18 protein-coding genes and 1 tRNA gene are annotated in these 14,154 nt (G+C 67.6%); 8 read left to right on the top strand and 11 right to left on the bottom strand.

Features of this window, described 5'->3' with window-relative positions:
- Positions 1-9: 9 nt before the first annotated feature.
- Both LKO27_RS01285 and LKO27_RS01280 read right to left on the bottom strand, forming a co-directional pair.
- Positions 10-798: an ABC transporter permease subunit gene (locus tag LKO27_RS01285; RefSeq protein ID WP_227735099.1), complete on the bottom strand. Its 789-nt coding sequence runs from the start codon at positions 796-798 to the stop codon at positions 10-12.
- A complete protein-coding gene (locus LKO27_RS01280) occupies positions 798-1,718 on the bottom strand; it encodes an ABC transporter ATP-binding protein (protein ID WP_227735098.1) in 921 nt (306 codons plus the stop codon). Before LKO27_RS01280 ends, LKO27_RS01285 begins: the two co-directional genes overlap by 1 nt.
- Before the next feature lie 106 nt (positions 1,719-1,824).
- Between LKO27_RS01280 and LKO27_RS01275 the strand changes: the two genes are divergently transcribed.
- The 3 genes from LKO27_RS01275 (at position 1,825) to LKO27_RS01265 (ending at position 3,444) form a co-directional block, all read left to right on the top strand.
- Positions 1,825-2,703 carry an aldo/keto reductase gene (locus tag LKO27_RS01275; protein ID WP_227735097.1) on the top strand — a complete coding sequence of 293 codons (879 nt, stop codon included), beginning with the start codon at positions 1,825-1,827 and terminating at the stop codon, positions 2,701-2,703.
- Positions 2,704-2,773: 70 nt separating this feature from the next.
- Positions 2,774-3,313, top strand: a complete 540-nt coding sequence (locus tag LKO27_RS01270) for a GNAT family N-acetyltransferase (protein WP_227735095.1) — start codon at positions 2,774-2,776, stop codon at positions 3,311-3,313.
- 58 nt (positions 3,314-3,371) lie between these two features.
- A tRNA-Ala gene (locus LKO27_RS01265) sits at positions 3,372-3,444 on the top strand.
- 76 nt (positions 3,445-3,520) lie between these two features.
- Here the strand turns inward: LKO27_RS01265 and LKO27_RS01260 are convergent.
- The 3 genes from LKO27_RS01260 to LKO27_RS01250 are packed head-to-tail and all read right to left on the bottom strand — an operon-like array spanning position 3,521 to position 5,894.
- Entirely contained in the window at positions 3,521-4,006 is a 486-nt protein-coding gene (locus LKO27_RS01260; protein ID WP_227735093.1) for an SRPBCC domain-containing protein, read from the bottom strand.
- Between the two features lie 35 nt (positions 4,007-4,041).
- Positions 4,042-4,362 (bottom strand): helix-turn-helix transcriptional regulator, encoded by a 321-nt coding sequence (locus LKO27_RS01255; RefSeq protein ID WP_227735092.1) that lies wholly within the window; start codon positions 4,360-4,362, stop codon positions 4,042-4,044.
- A 53-nt stretch (positions 4,363-4,415) separates the two neighbouring features.
- Complete coding sequence (locus LKO27_RS01250) at positions 4,416-5,894, bottom strand: MDR family MFS transporter (RefSeq protein WP_227735091.1); 1,479 nt, start codon at positions 5,892-5,894, stop codon at positions 4,416-4,418.
- A gap of 105 nt (positions 5,895-5,999) precedes the next feature.
- On the opposite strand from LKO27_RS01250, the gene LKO27_RS01245 reads away from it, so the two are divergent.
- A complete protein-coding gene (locus LKO27_RS01245; RefSeq protein WP_227735090.1) occupies positions 6,000-6,413 on the top strand; it encodes a VOC family protein in 414 nt (137 codons plus the stop codon).
- Positions 6,414-6,439: 26 nt separating this feature from the next.
- On the opposite strand, the gene LKO27_RS01240 is transcribed toward LKO27_RS01245, so the two are convergent.
- Entirely contained in the window at positions 6,440-7,204 is a 765-nt protein-coding gene (locus LKO27_RS01240; RefSeq protein WP_227735089.1) for a hypothetical protein, read from the bottom strand.
- A gap of 70 nt (positions 7,205-7,274) precedes the next feature.
- A complete protein-coding gene (glp, locus tag LKO27_RS01235; protein WP_227735088.1) occupies positions 7,275-8,561 on the bottom strand; it encodes a gephyrin-like molybdotransferase Glp in 1,287 nt (428 codons plus the stop codon).
- 18 nt (positions 8,562-8,579) lie between these two features.
- On the opposite strand from glp, the gene LKO27_RS01230 reads away from it, so the two are divergent.
- Positions 8,580-9,152 carry a 5-formyltetrahydrofolate cyclo-ligase gene (locus LKO27_RS01230; RefSeq protein ID WP_227735087.1) on the top strand — a complete coding sequence of 191 codons (573 nt, stop codon included), beginning with the start codon at positions 8,580-8,582 and terminating at the stop codon, positions 9,150-9,152.
- A 12-nt stretch (positions 9,153-9,164) separates the two neighbouring features.
- Here the strand turns inward: LKO27_RS01230 and LKO27_RS01225 are convergent, their stop codons facing one another.
- A complete protein-coding gene (locus LKO27_RS01225; RefSeq protein ID WP_227735086.1) occupies positions 9,165-9,695 on the bottom strand; it encodes a hypothetical protein in 531 nt (176 codons plus the stop codon).
- A gap of 395 nt (positions 9,696-10,090) precedes the next feature.
- Positions 10,091-10,480 (bottom strand): hypothetical protein, encoded by a 390-nt coding sequence (locus tag LKO27_RS01220; protein WP_227735085.1) that lies wholly within the window; start codon positions 10,478-10,480, stop codon positions 10,091-10,093.
- Positions 10,481-10,942: 462 nt separating this feature from the next.
- Here LKO27_RS01220 and LKO27_RS01215 point away from each other — a divergent pair, with 462 nt between their 5' ends.
- From LKO27_RS01215 to mscL, 3 genes are all read left to right on the top strand, one after another.
- A complete protein-coding gene (locus tag LKO27_RS01215) occupies positions 10,943-11,251 on the top strand; it encodes an FmdB family zinc ribbon protein (RefSeq protein ID WP_227735084.1) in 309 nt (102 codons plus the stop codon).
- 58 nt (positions 11,252-11,309) lie between these two features.
- The gene (locus LKO27_RS01210; protein WP_227735083.1) at positions 11,310-11,921 is read left to right on the top strand and encodes an SAF domain-containing protein; all 612 of its coding nucleotides are present in this window, start codon (positions 11,310-11,312) and stop codon (positions 11,919-11,921) included.
- Positions 11,922-12,010: 89 nt separating this feature from the next.
- The gene (gene mscL / locus LKO27_RS01205) at positions 12,011-12,382 is read left to right on the top strand and encodes a large conductance mechanosensitive channel protein MscL (protein ID WP_227735082.1); all 372 of its coding nucleotides are present in this window, start codon (positions 12,011-12,013) and stop codon (positions 12,380-12,382) included.
- Here mscL and LKO27_RS01200 read toward each other — a convergent pair.
- Together LKO27_RS01200 and LKO27_RS01195 are read right to left on the bottom strand one after the other, a co-directional pair.
- Positions 12,379-12,723, bottom strand: a complete 345-nt coding sequence (locus LKO27_RS01200; RefSeq protein ID WP_227735081.1) for a hypothetical protein — start codon at positions 12,721-12,723, stop codon at positions 12,379-12,381. The genes mscL and LKO27_RS01200 overlap by 4 nt on opposite strands.
- Positions 12,716-14,095, bottom strand: a complete 1,380-nt coding sequence (locus tag LKO27_RS01195; protein ID WP_227735080.1) for a UTP--glucose-1-phosphate uridylyltransferase — start codon at positions 14,093-14,095, stop codon at positions 12,716-12,718. Before LKO27_RS01195 ends, LKO27_RS01200 begins: the two co-directional genes overlap by 8 nt.
- Positions 14,096-14,154 lie beyond the last annotated feature (59 nt).

The following is a 14,154-nucleotide window of genomic DNA, read 5'->3' as shown; positions in this document are numbered from 1 at the left end:
GACGGCCTCTCAGGCGGTCACGTCCCGGCGCGTGAAACCAAGCCAGCCGACCAGCACGAGGACGGCAGTCAGTCCGTAGAGCAGCGCGATTCCCTCGAAGTCCCAGCCATTGATCAGGGGCCGGTTCTCGTAGGCCCAGGAGACGGGCGAGATGGTGGCCATCCACTCGTTGCCCTCGTCCACGTTCGCGAGGGCATTCAGGAGGAAACCCCCGACCAGCACGGCAGCACCGGCGCCGGTAGCGCGGCCGCGGTCACCGGTGACGGCTCCGACGGCGAGCGCGCACGTGCCGCAGACCAGTCCGACACCGAGGTAGGCGACCACCTGCGGCGGGATGTTCCCGAAGTCCAGCTCGAGCCCTGCGGGCCCGTCCAGCAGCACCAGGCCACCTGCCACGATCACGCCCAGGAGCAGGAGCCGGAAGACCATGCCCAGGAGCCGTTCCAGGTAGAGCTGCGTGCGGGAGACACGGTGGGCCAGCGTCAGCTCCAGCATGCCCTCCTCCTCGTCTCCGGCAATCGCTCGCGCACCCCAGGAGATGCAGGCCGCCGAGAGGATGAACAGTCCGAGGAGCCCGAAGAATGTCGAGTGCGCCCAGCCCGCGCCGCTGCCGATGTCCCGGAAGCCGAAGGCAGCGGTCATGCCCTCCGGCAGCTGGTTCATCATCAGTTGGAGGCCCTCGGCGTTGCCCATCGAGCTGTAGAACGACAGGTACAACGACATGACCGCAAGCAGGGCGAGCCCCCAGTAGATGACGCCGCGCCAGGACTCCCGCATCACCTGGATGAAGATGGGCATCAGGCCACCTCGTCGGTTTCCGAGTAGATCTCCAGCACGGTCTCCTCGAGATCCGGCTCCGAGAGCACCAGGTCAACCACCTCGAACGCCCCGAGCAGCGCGACGACGTCGTTGGCCCGGCCCTCGACCATCCCGGTGACCCGGACCTCACCGTCGCCCGCGGGCTCGACGGCGAGGTCCAGGCCGCAGCGCTGGGCGGCGGCCGTGACCTCGTCCGTGCTGGCGGCACGCACCACCGCGCGGAGGCGGCGGACCGCCGTCGCGCGCAGTTCGGTGATTGGAGCCTCGCGCACCACCCGACCCGACCTAAGGATGGCCGCAGCGTCGGCCACCTGCTCCACCTCGGAGAGGATGTGCGAGGAGAGGAAGACGGTGGCGCCCTCGGCATGGGCCTCCCGGACCATGCCCAGGAAGGTCTGCTGGATCAATGGGTCCAGGCCTGAGGTCGGTTCGTCGAGGATGAGGAGTTCAGGTTTGTGCATGAACGCCTGGACTACGCCGAGCTTCTGCTTGTTCCCCTTGGAGAGTTTGCTGGCGGGCCGGGAGAGGTCCAGGTCGAGGCGCTCGGCGAAGTCGCGTGCCCGCGCGAGGGAATCGCGTTGGGGCGAAATCTCAGACCAGAACTTGACGTGGGCGTTACCGGTCAGCCGCGGGGAGACCCGGAACTCCCCGGGGAGGTATCCGATGCGGCCACGCAGCCGCTTTCCGCCGGCCCGCGGGTCCTGGCCGAGGACTTCGGCGTGTCCGGAGGTGGGACGCAGGATGTCGAGCAGCAGCCGCATCAGGGTGGTCTTGCCGGCGCCGTTGGGACCGATCACGCCGAAGATGGAGCCCTCCGGGATGTCGAGACCGAGGTGGTCGAGCGCCAGTACCTTGCCGAAGCGCTTGGTGAGCCTGGACGTCGAGACCGCGTTGCTCATGCGCACCACGCTAGACCTCACCGGGCCCCTCCGCTGCTCGGGGTCACCATGTGTCCACGTCGGGATAGATTGGGACCCGGCAACCAGCACCAGCAGGAGGAGCAACATGACCCGAGTGCCCGTCACTCCAGTCACCCTGGGGGCCTCGCGGCTCGGGGACCGCCCCGACGCCGAGGCCCTGGCCGACGCGTTGATCGCCACCCCGCTGGGGAACGTCGACACCAGCAACAACTACGCCGAGGGCCGAAGCGAACGCCTGCTCGGAGAAGCCATTCGCCGGGCCGGCGGTCTCCCGGAGGGCAAGCTCGTCTACTCCAAGGCGGACCGGGACATGGTGACAGGTTCCTTCGACGCTGACCGGCTGCGCCGTTCCTTCGAGGAGTCCCTGGAGCGGCTCGGGATGGACCGCTTGCCGCTGTACCAGTTCCACGACCCGTTCACGATCAGCTTCGAGGACGCCATGGCGCCCGGCGGCCCCGTCGAGGCGTTGCTCGCGCTCCGCGACCAAGGCTTGGTGGGGGCCGTGGGGATCGCACTGGGCCCGTCGGCGGAGGTCCTGCGCTACATCGAGACCGGCGTCTTCGACGTCGCCCTCTCGCACAACCGTTTCACACTCGTGGACCGCTCGGCGCAGCCGGTGTTCGAGCGCGCCCGCGAACTCGGGATGACGGTGTTCAACGCCGCCCCCTTCGGTGGGGGCACGCTCGCAAACGGCGCCGACAAGTACGGCTACCGCGACATGCCCGTGGACTTCGCCGCCCACCTGCAACGGGTCCGTCACCTCGCCGAGGAGGCCGGCGTGGACCTGGCTGCGGCCGCACTTCAGTTCTCCATGCGCAGCCCTCTGGTGGACACGACCGTGGTGGGCATCCCCTCGCTGGATCGGCTGGAAGCGCTGGAGGGCCTTGTCGAGGCCGACGTTCCCGATGAGTTCTTCGACGCGCTGGAGGAGTTGGGTCCCCCGCCCGCCAGCGGCAACGAGTGATGCCCATGCATGGGGCCGGTGGAGACCGTAGGCTGGCGGAGCATCGTCGAAGGAAGGGTGAGAGGGAATCATGAGCGAAGAGGACTTCGACGATCGACTGCGCTGGCTCAGCCCGACGGAGGCCGTCTCCCGGGTCGGGCGCATCACCAACATCTACCGCGAGGCCTTCGGGCACACGGACGAGACTGCCGCGCACTTCTCGAAGGTGTTCAGCGAGGCGATGATGACCTACAAGGGGGCCACGTGTCTGGTCGCGGAGATCGACGGCGAGATCCTCGGCTTCGTCTTCGGATTCGACTTCGTTCCCGAGAACTGGTGGCCCCGCCAGATCATCCCGGCCATGGAAGCCGCCGGCCATCACGAATGGCTGGACGACGCCTTCGAACTCGCCGAGATCGAGGTCGACCCGGAGTTCCACGGCCAGGGCCTTGGCAGCAGCCTGCTGCATGCGCAACTGGACTCGATGCGCCAGTCCCGTGCCCTCCTGGCAACGCACCCCGACAATCCCGCCCGCGGGCTCTACCGGCGGTTCGGATTCGTCGACCTCCTCGAGGACTTCGAGTACCCGGAGACGAAGCAGGCCGTCGCCATCATGGGCTGGGAGCGCTGAAGCCGGCTTTTTGTCGCGCGGGCGAGCGCAGTGGTAGTATCGAGCCGCTCGTCAACAAGGGGCTATGGCGCAGTTGGTAGCGCGTCTCGTTCGCAATGAGAAGGCCGGGGGTTCGAATCCCCCTAGCTCCACCCAAGTGTGTGACCGATAGATCGCCAAAGGCCCGGACCCCTCTGAGGGCCCGGGCCTTCGTGTTCCGTAGCCCGGTCAGGCGTCGGCGCCGACCCGGGCGGCCAGCATTGCACCCAGCGCGTCCAGGAGCCCCCTGCTGCCCGCCTCGCGGTCGGAGGGATTGTCGAGACCGTCCAGGTGGACGCCGTGTTCGGTGTGCGTCAGGCGGGTGCCGCCGTCGATCTCCTCGAACTCGAACGACGCCACCGAGGTCGAGATGTGCAAGCCGTCGATCCACATGTTGTAGGTGGTGACGATGCGTTCATGCTCGACGATGCTGGTGTAGTCGGCCTCGTATCGGGAGACCGGGCCGCCGTGGAAGGTGCCCTCGTCGACGTCGTGGCCGCCCACCCGGAAGTCGAACTGCCATTCGCGGTTGGTCCAGCCCTCGTCGGCGCCGAACCACTGCTTCTTCTGCTCCTCCTGGGCGAAGGCCTCCCAGACCTTGCCGAGGGGTGCGGGGTACTCGCGGGTGAGGGTGAATCCGGCATGGATGACGCTTGGTGTCTTGCTGTGGGACATCGCTTGCTCCTGGTGGTTGAGGGTGGGTTGCTTGCTCACCGCTGAAGATGGCTTGCCAGGCGATCGGCCTGGCGCTCGGCGGGCGTGCGGTGCTCGTCGAGCCAGTGACGGAGGACGTCGAGGGACCCGGGCCGAAGACTGACCGTGCGGACCCTCCCCAGCTTCTCCGACTTGATGATGCCCGCAGCCTCGAGGACGCCGAGGTGCTGCATCAGGGTGGGCAGTGCCATCTGGAACGGCTCTGCCAGTTGCGATACCGCGGCCGGCGAAGCGGAGAGGCGCTCGACGACCGCGCGACGCGTCGGGTCGGCCAGGGCGCGCATCACCTGGTCCAGCTCGTCGCGATACTTAGGCATATACCTAAGTATTCGCGCGACGAGGGCAGCTGTCAAGGGTCCGCGTGAATCGACTAGTTCGACACCCTGTCACCCACGGGTTCGACCGTGGTGTGTGCCTCCGCGCTCGGGCGTCGGAGCCACCATGAGCCGATGAAGCCCAGCGCCCACACGCCCGCCGCTGCGAGGAACGCCAGCCGGGAGCCGGTGAGCATGGCAACGCGCTCCTCGATTCCCTTGCCCGCAGCGATGCGGGTCTGCGTCGCGTAGATGGTCACGAACACCGCGGTACCGATGGCACCCGCCAGCTGCTGCACAGTTCCCATGGTCGCCGAGCCGTGGGGATACAGTGCCGGCGGCAGGGATCCCAGCGCGGTCGTGAGGAGCGGGGTGAACATGAAGGCGAACCCCACGCTCATCGCGACGTGGCACGCCACGATGAACCACGGCGACGTGCTGACGCTGATGGTGGACAGCCCGAACAGGACCGCGCCGATCAGCAGGCACGCCGGGATCACGAGTGGGCGTGGACCCACCCTGTCGTAGAGCTTGCCCACCGTCGGCCCCAGGATTCCCATCACCAGACCTCCGGGGAGCAGCACCAGCCCGACGGTCAGCGGCTGCATCCCCAGTGCGTTCTGGAGGATCAGCGGAAGCATGATCAACGTCCCGAAGAGCGCGGCCATGGCGATGGCGACCACTGTGAGCGCGATCCGGAAACCGGGGTGGCGGAACGTGTCCAGGTTCAGCAGTGCCCTCCCCGAGCGGCCAAGGATGACCTGCCGCCACAGGAACGCGACGAGGCTGGCGAGCCCCAGGACCAGCACACCTGCGAGCTGTGCGACGCTCCCGCCCTCCACGCCGATCAGGCTGAGGGCGTAGACCAGCCCACCGAACCCGACGATCGCCAGACCGATGGAGACGGCATCGACGGGCACGTCGCGGGGTTCGTTGAGGGAGCGGATGCGCAGGGCTCCGAACACGCCCAGCAGGACCGCCAGCGGCAGGACGATCATGAAGATCACCCGCCAGTTGGCGAACTGCAGGACCAGCCCCGAGACCGTGGGACCCAGCGCGGGGGCGACGGAGATCACCATGGAGATGTTGCCCATCATCGCGCCGCGCCGGGACTGCGGGACCACGTTCATGATCGTCGTCATCAACAGGGGCATCATCACCGCCGTCCCGCTTGCCTGGACCACACGGCCGGCGAGGACGAGCGGGAAGGTGGGCGAGACTATGACCAGCAGTGTCCCCGCCGAGAACAGTGCCATGGCAAGGATGAACACCTGCCTGGTGGGGAATCGCTCCAGCAGCCAGCCCGTCACGGGGATGATCACGGCCATCGTCAGCATGAAGGCGGTGGTGAGCCACTGGGCGGCACGCTCTGTGACGCCCAGGTCGTCCATGATCCACTTCAGGGCCACCGTCAGCGTGGTCTCGTTGAGGATCACCACGAAGGCCGAGGCCAACAGGATCGCGATCACCGAACGGCTGCCCGGCGGGAGCCGGTCATCGGCGGGAGCGTTGTTCTCGTCGTTCTTGAGCATCATCGTTCTCGGGTCCTGTAGGTGAGGAGGAGCCGGGCGTCCGGGGTGCGGCGCCACTGGGTCTGTGAAGACCGGAAACTGATCCCACGTGCGTCCTAACCTTGCGTCATGAACGGCTCATCAAGCAACCCTGTCCGCCAACTTCGTCTCGTCGTCCGCGCGGATGACTTCGAGGAGTCGCTCCGCTTCTTCCGCGAGGTGCTCGGAATGCCAGAACTGGAGGCCTACGAGGGGGAGGGTGACGCGCGCGTCGTCATCCTGGACGCCGGCCGGGCGACGCTGGAGCTCGCCAATCCGGCGCAGGTGGAGTTGATCGACAGGGTCGAGACCGACGGCGCCCAGAGCCCCAAGCTGCGCGTGGCTCTGGAGGTCGACGACACCCCAGCCACCACGGACCAACTCGTCGCGGAAGGGGCAGAACTGGTGGCCTCGCCGCGTGAGACGCCATGGCGATCCATCAACTCACGCCTGACGACGCCGGGCGGGCTGACAGTCACGCTGTTCCAGGAACCGCTCGACTGATCCCGCCGCCGAGGAAGCGGCTGTTGCTACTCCCCCACGGCGCGGGGGCGGAACTCGTGGAGGAACGTCTGGGTGTCCTCCAGTTCCAGCTCTTCGACGTCGCTGTCCGGGCGGTCTGCCGTCGGAACCAGCGGCTGCTTGACCACCACGGGCGCGGACAGGTCGATCGTCCGGACCGTCCGCGGCACCAGCGGCTTGGACACGTAGGTGGGCGCGGTGACCGGGATCGGGTCCCACAGCGCGCCGGTCGCCTGGGGTGCGGAGAGGTCGACGCGGAACTCGCGGGAGGTGTCCTCGGGCTCCTCGAGTTCGATCCTGGTGGTCTCCTCCTCGTCGCCCCAGCCCTCCGCCACGGCCTGCGCGCGCGCGTCGAATCGCCGTCGCATGGCAGCGACCTCGAACCGTGCCACCCCGACGAAGACCAGGAGCCCTCCCACCGGCACCAGGACCGACCACCATGGGAGGTATCCGAGGATCGTGGTGACACCGACGGCGAGCAACGACACCACCAGCAGTAGCAGCGCTCGACGGCGACGGGTGGCCCCGCTGGAGGCCAGCAGCCGCAGTTCGGTGAGTTCGGCCTTGCGCGTCAGGGGCGTCGAGACTTCGGCGGCGCCGGCGTCTTCCAGGTAGTCGGCGATGTCTCGTCGGAGGATGCGCATGGAATCGGAGAAGCGTTCGGTCGGGTCCCCCTCCAGCACGTCGGGGGCATCGCGCTGGGCGGCCAGCCAGGGCAGCCCGAACGCCAGGCCTGCGATTACGAGGACACTGATGACGATTCCGGCGAGCACAAGCCCACCGTAAACAACAAAGGTGTGTTTCAGCTGACCAACTCGCGGTTGGGCCCCAAAGTCTTGGTGCTCAGGATTCGTCGAGTGGCCAGCACATGACCTGCTCGCCGGCCTTCACCAGGTCGGTCTGCTCGTCCAGCACGATCAGGGCGTTGCTCCGGGACAGTTCCGCCATCGCATGCGGGTCGCTGACCCGTTCGACGGTGCGGATGCTGGCCTCCGAGAACAGCTCACCGCGCAGGAGGTGCAACTGTCCCTTGTTGGAGCGCAGCGTCGAGGAGGCGATCGCACGGACTGCGCGCCGCTTCTCGTTGCCTCCCATCAGGCGCCGGATGAGCGGCCAGACGAACGTCTGGAAGGAGACGTAGGCGCTGACGGGGTTGCCGGGCAGCATGACCATGGGGACCCGCTCGTCGCCGATCAGCCCGAAGGTCTGGGTCCGTCCCGGAGACATGGCGACCTCAACGGAGTCCACCAGGCCGAGTTCGCCCATGGCGCGGGCGACTGCCTCGTAGTCCTCGCGGTGTCCGCCGGTGGTCGAGATCAGCAGGTCGGCCCTGATCAGCTGGTCCGTGATGGACATCTTCAACTGCTCCGGGTCGCTGGTGTGGAGTGCGACGCGAAACACCGTGGCACCCGCGGCCCGCGCCGCCGCCGCGATCATGAAGGAGTTGGAGTCGGTGTTCTCGCCGTGATGCACCTTGTCGCCGGGCTCAACGAGTTCATGGCCGGAGCTGACCACGACCACCCGTGGGCGGGGGCGCACCAGAACCTTGTCGATGCCCGCGCTGGCGAGCATGCCGATCGCCCTGTCGTTGAGGCGTTCACCCTCACTGAGCAGCCGGGTCCCGACGGCGAGGTGCTCCCCCGCAGCCCGCAGGTAGGCGCCCTCGTCGACGGGCTCGATGATCTTGAGTTCCGCGCCGAGCACCTGCCCGAAGGTCGACGGGAGAACAGCCGTCGTCCCCCTCGGGAGCACCGCACCGGGCATCACCCGCGCCGCTTCTCCCGGAGCCAGCCGCTCGTCGGCATCGACGATGCGCAGGGAGTCGGTGACGGAGCCGTCCTCCTGCCGGAGGTCTGAGGCGCGGACGGCGAAGCCCTCCACCTTGGCAGTGCTGTTGGGCGGGACGTTGATCATGGAGTTGATGTCCTCGCACATGACCTGGTCCCAGGCATCGACGAGCGACATCCCGAAGGGTCGCAGCGGCTCCACCAGACTCAGCAGGTAATCGGTGTGGTCCGCCACGGTGCGGAGCCCGGTCTCGTTCAGCGGGGGCGCCGGAGGGAGGCTGGGCGCCTCCTCGACGACCTCTTCCTCGACGGGGGCGGGCTTCTTGCGACCGAACAGAGCCATGGGCCATACGATAGTTCAATGCCCCCCGAGCGCTCGAAGGACTCGCTGCGAGCGCGTGTGCTGATTGCACGTTCGGCCTTGTCGCGCGAGCAGTGGGCGGCCGACGACGACGCTCGGACCGCGGCGGTACTGAAGGCCTTGCCCGACGATGCGGGCGTCGTCGCCACCTACGCCTCGCGCGCAGGCGAGCCGGGGACCGCGTCCCTGCTGACCGCCCTCGCCGAACAGGGGCGGCGCGTGCTGCTGCCGGTGCTGCGGCGCGAGCCGGACTGGGCCTGGTACACCGGCGCGAAGGACCTCCGGGAGGGATGGGGCGGGATACCTGAGCCGACGAGCCCCCGCCTGGGCGCCGAGGCACTGTGGATGGCCGACGTCGTGCTGGTGCCCTGCCTGGCCGTCGGCCCCGACGGTGCGCGCCTCGGCACCGGTGGGGGCTGGTACGACAGGGCGCTGCCGCGGCGGCAGACCGGCGCTGCGGTCTGGGCGCTGGCCCGGGCTGCGGAGGTAGGCCTGGACATCCCCACGGAACCGCACGACGTCGCAGTGCAGGCGGTGGTCACCGAACTCGGGTTCAGTCCGTTGGGCAGTTGACCGGTCTCAACGTCAGCCGCCGGAGGTGACGACCACCTGAACCTCTGCCACCTGGAGGTGTTCGGTCCTGCTGAGTTGCAGCGGGATGGTCCCGGACTCCCCGATCCCTTGCCAGGCGACGGTCCAGTTGGTGGTGGCGGTGACCTGGTAGTCGCCGTCCTTTGAGTAGACATAGCCGCAGTCGGGGGATGGCTCGCTGCGGATATAGGCCGGGTTCCACTTGGTGCCCAGTCCGCAGGTGACCGTGTCACCGTTGCCCATGTCCCAGACCACCTCGGCGACCTCCGCGGTCAACGTGACGGTGTGCCCGGACACGGTGTCCGACGTGGTCACCGGACCCCAAGTGGATTCGGAGGGGGCGTCGGCCCAGAGCCACATGTTCCAGCCGACCACGCTCATCGAGCCGGGCATGTGGTCCGTGGTGTGCGGGTAGACACCGAGTTCGATGGCCTCCAGGTCCAGTTCGGCCAGAAGTCGCTGCGCTATCGAGAGCGGATCAGGGGTGGCCGGTTCCGCCGTGGGTAGCCAGCGGTGGAACGCCATCTCGGGATCCGGCACACCCGACCCACCCGGACGCGTGCAGACGTGGATCACCCCATCGGTCCGACCCCGCCAGACCGCGTCGGTGAGGGGCGGCTGCGTCGCGGTCGGCCGACACCAACCCTGCGCGGAGTCGCTCCAGGTGCCGAGAGCGGTTGAACATGGGATAGCGCCCCCCACGAAACGACATGCGCGATCAACGGCGGTGGCTCCGCCAGATCCTTGTGGGACACCTACCTCAGCACCGCTGCCTTCGGTCGCAGGCAAGTTCTCTAAGCCAGCACAGCTGGCATACGATTCGCTGACGGTTCGACAGCCGGCGTCCGCTCGGGACAATGGGCTAGCGCCAACCAGCATGATCATCAACAAGGCAAAGAACTGGGCCCACCCAACTCGTCTCAGCACGATTCCACCACGTCCGTCCGCAACATCGACATCCGCCAGACGTCGTCTAGACCTTTCTCCAGCGTCGCAGATGCGTTAATGAACGGATATGGACGATGGCCTGTGTCGGCTCGGCTGACGGCGTCCAGGACACGGACCGCGGAACGGTCGTTGCAGTAAACCACCTCCGCCGTGGTGACATCCCCAACAGTCCTTGGTTCTCCTACCCTCAGGTCATGGAAAGAGCGTTCACCTTCCGTGAGGTGCCCGTTCTCACGGAGTACTTGGAGTTCATCCAGAATGAGGTTAGACATCTCGCCGGTGGTCACCAGTTGCGTCTCAGTGAAATCAGTGAGTGATGGATCCGCAGCGAACTTCTCGAATACCCGGTAGTACTCGATCAACCCTTGCCGAATCGCCAGATGCTCCTCGGTGGCCGTTGGTGGGGGCGCTGGGAACGACTGGAACGCCGTCGGCGAAGGGGTTGGGCTCGGCGAGGGGGTCGGACTCGGCGTGGGACTGGGACTTGGTGTCGGGGGCGCGCTCGCCACCGTGGGAGTCGGTGAAGGTGCTGACGTCGGTGGCTGTGGCGGGTCCTGGGTGCACCCCGCCAGCAGCAAGGCCACAGCAACGAACGCTGTCCTGAAAGCACTTCGCATGATTGCCCCTGGGATCTCGGGAACTTGGTCCGGGAGCATCCTGCCAAGCCCGGGGTGCACTCCAGCGGCGAGTCGTGGGGCTGTGGAGAAGTATCTTCATGTCCGCGGTGCAGGCGTTCGCGTACAGCGGAGGGGCTCTCTTTGGGCGATCCGGCCCGGCCGCTTATCATTGCCGTTGTCCCCAACGCTTTGTGAAAGAGACGCCCCATGCCCACCTACCAGTACCGTTGCACCTCTTGCGCCGAGGACCTCGAGGTCTTCCAGAAGTTCACCGACCCCTCGCTGACGGACTGCCCGTCGTGCGACGGTGAGCTCCGCAAGGTGTTCAACGCGGTGGGTGTGGTCTTCAAGGGCTCCGGCTTCTACGCAACCGACTCGCGCAAGTCCAAGACCGCCGCCACGCCGGCCGGGGCATCGTCGTCGGAGAAGTCCGGCAGTTCGAGCGTCGACTCGTCCGCGAGCAAGAGTTCAGCGACGAGCACCCCCGCTCCCGCCGCGGCGGCCGCCAGCGCCTGACCCGTCCGGCGCCTGTGGACAAAGGCGCGCCGAGCGAACCCGCAACCAAAGTGTGGGCATGGACATCCCACGCGTCTTCAAGCAGTTCGTCGCCTGGCACCGCCGCGCCATCGCGGCGGCGCTGGCCGGGCTGAGCGTCCTGCTGCTTGCCTCCCAACTCATGCCGACGCCGCCCGAAGGGCGGGAGACGGTGGTCACCTCCCGTGCGCTCAGCTCCGGGCATGTCGTCGAGTCGGCCGATGTGCGCATCGTGAAGCTTCCGCCGGACGCCGTCCCGGAGGGAACACCCATGGAGCTCGACGACGTCGTCGGCAGCACGGTGGGTGTGCGCATCGCAGCCAACTCCGTGGTGCAGGCAGGAATGCTGGCCACCACTACGCAACTGGAAGAGGGCCGAGCCCTGGTCCCCATCGCGATCCCCGACGAGCAGCTCACTCACCTGCTCATCCCTGGGAACCCGGTGAGCCTCGTCTATGCCGGGGAAGGGTTCGAGGTGGTGACCGGGGACGCGCGGGTGGCGGCGCTTCCCGCGGAGGCGGAGTCGCAGCCCTTGTCCCCCGGGGCGGGGCGCGCCCCGCTCATCCTCGTGGACGTGCCGAGCGCCGTGGCACCCACCGTCTCAGCCCTGGGACAGAGGGGTGAACTCACCGTCATCCTGGGAACCGGGTGACACGGCTGCAGGACCGGACCGGAGGCACTGGCTAGTATCGCTCAGGCCCGGGCACCTCAGGTCCGGGCCTTACCGAAAGAGAGCGCCACATGAAAGGCTTCAAGGAATTCCTCCTGCGAGGGAACCTCATCGAACTGGCCGTCGCCTTCATCATGGCATCGGCCTTCGCGGCCGTGGTGACGGCCTTCACCCAGGTCATCATCGACCTCATCGGCCTGCTCGGAGGGGTGCCGGATTTCAGCAACACCGCCGTCGGGGGCGTTAACGTCGGGGTGTTCCTCACCGCCCTGGTGGCCTTCCTCATCATGGCGACCATCGTCTACTTCGGGATTGTCCTGCCCTACAACCGGCTGCGTGAGCGCTTCGACAAGAAGGGCGACTCGGAGGCCGACGCCACCCCCACCTCCGAGGAACTGCTCGTGGAGATCAGGGACCTGCTTCGGGAACGCGACCTGCGCTAACCCCAGTGGGGCGGCCGATCAGCCAGCAGCCGCTGTTCGTCCCGGTCGGGGTCCCTCCTGGCCGGGGTGCCCACGTCCACCCTCCCGGTGAGGCCAAGCGCTTCGCGCAGCGCCACCAGCCTCGACTGGAACCGCGCGAAGCCCAGCTCACGGACCACCTCCACCTGCACGGGGAACGGCCAGGGCTGGTGGGTCTCCATGCGACGTCGCCTGGCGTCGGCCAACCGGGCGCGGTCCCAGCCCAAGGCGGCCAGTTGCGCCACCAACTGGGCCACGTCGTCGCCCTCCAGGGGGAGTTCCTCCCCCGTCAGCGCCCGGCCCAACTCGACGCTCTCACTCACCTAGCGTCGCGCCATCCTCGACGGTGCGAGGCTCGCCCTCATCGGTGAGTTCGGCCGAGCCAACCACCCGGACGTCGCGACCGAAGGTCCAGTCCCCGCGCACCTTCAAAGACGACGCCTCGCGCAGCGAGAGCGGGTGCGGGATGCGCTCGGAGAACTTGTCAACGAGCTTGTAGAACTTGGAATCCAGGTCGATCGCGGGTGTTGATTCGGTGGTGGCTGTCAGCCGGCCGTCGTCGCCGAGGTCGTAGACGTCGGAGCGCAGCAGCAGCAGTTCGTTCGTGGTCTTGACGGGCTGGAACCGGTCGCGACCGACGCAGATCGCCGTCGCGCCCTCGAACACCTCGATCGCAGCACCCATGGCGGACTCGATCTGGATCACCGGGGTGGAGCTTGAATCGCCCGGGTCGACGGTCTTGTCGTTGCGGATCATGGGCAGCCCGAGCACCGATTCGCGCTCGAGGAGGGTGTCGCGCAGCCGGCGGAGGTCGAACCACAGGTTGTTGGTGTGGAAGAACGGGTGCCGGTGCTCGTCGGTGAAGAAGTCCATCTCCTCCGGCGCGGTCTGCGCGGTGTCGCGCAGGATGAGTTGCCCGTCGGACTTCCGAACCGCCAGGTGCCCGCCCTTCCTGTCGTTGACGGTGCGACGGCACACCTCAGCCGCGTACGGCGCGCCGGAAGCGGCGAACCAGGCGGCGATCCTCGCGTCCGGGGCGGCGCCCAGGTTGTCCCCGTTGGAGACGCAGGCGTAGCGGAACCCTGCCTCGATGAGCTGGTCCAGGACGCCGGAGCCCTCCAGCGCCGTGTAGAGATCGCCGTGGCCGGGAGGGCACCACTCAAGGGTGGGGTCGGGCTCCCAGGTAACTGGTGTGAGGTCGTCGGCGCGGAGCTTGGGCTCCTGGTTCTGCACGAAGGTCAGGGGCAGCCCCTCGACCCCGAGGTCCTCATACTTGGCGAGGTGACCCAAGGTGTCGTCGTCGGTGCGGAACGAGGTCATGAACAGCAACGGCAGGCGGGCGTCGTAGGTTTCCCTGGCGGAGCGGACCTGCGCCACGATCAGGTCAAGGAAGTTCAGGCCGTCGCGCACCTCCAGCAGCGTCTTCGCCCGGTCGAGCCCCATCGAGGTCCCGAGGCCCCCGTTGAGCTTGACGATGACCGTCTGCCCCAGCGCCTCGCGGGCCGCATCGTCGGAGATCTCGACGTCGCCCAGCATGGGCGGGTCCAGCAACGGCTCGATGGTGTCCTCACGGATCAGGCCGGTCTCACCGGACTCCAGGAGCTTGTAGTAGTGGGAGAAGACCTCGATGGCGGGCTTGGCCACACCGGCGGCCTGCATCTTCTCCCGTGCTGCTGCGAGACCTGCTTCGGACACGTTGAATCCCTTCGTCGGCTGTCGACCTCGATCTTACGGGGCGCCAGTCACCGCGTATC

This window comes from Tessaracoccus sp. OS52 (assembly GCF_020687685.1).
GTDB lineage: Bacteria > Actinomycetota > Actinomycetes > Propionibacteriales > Propionibacteriaceae > Arachnia.
Note: the sequence above shows the minus strand (reverse complement) of the source record. Positions and strands in the feature narration are given on the sequence as shown.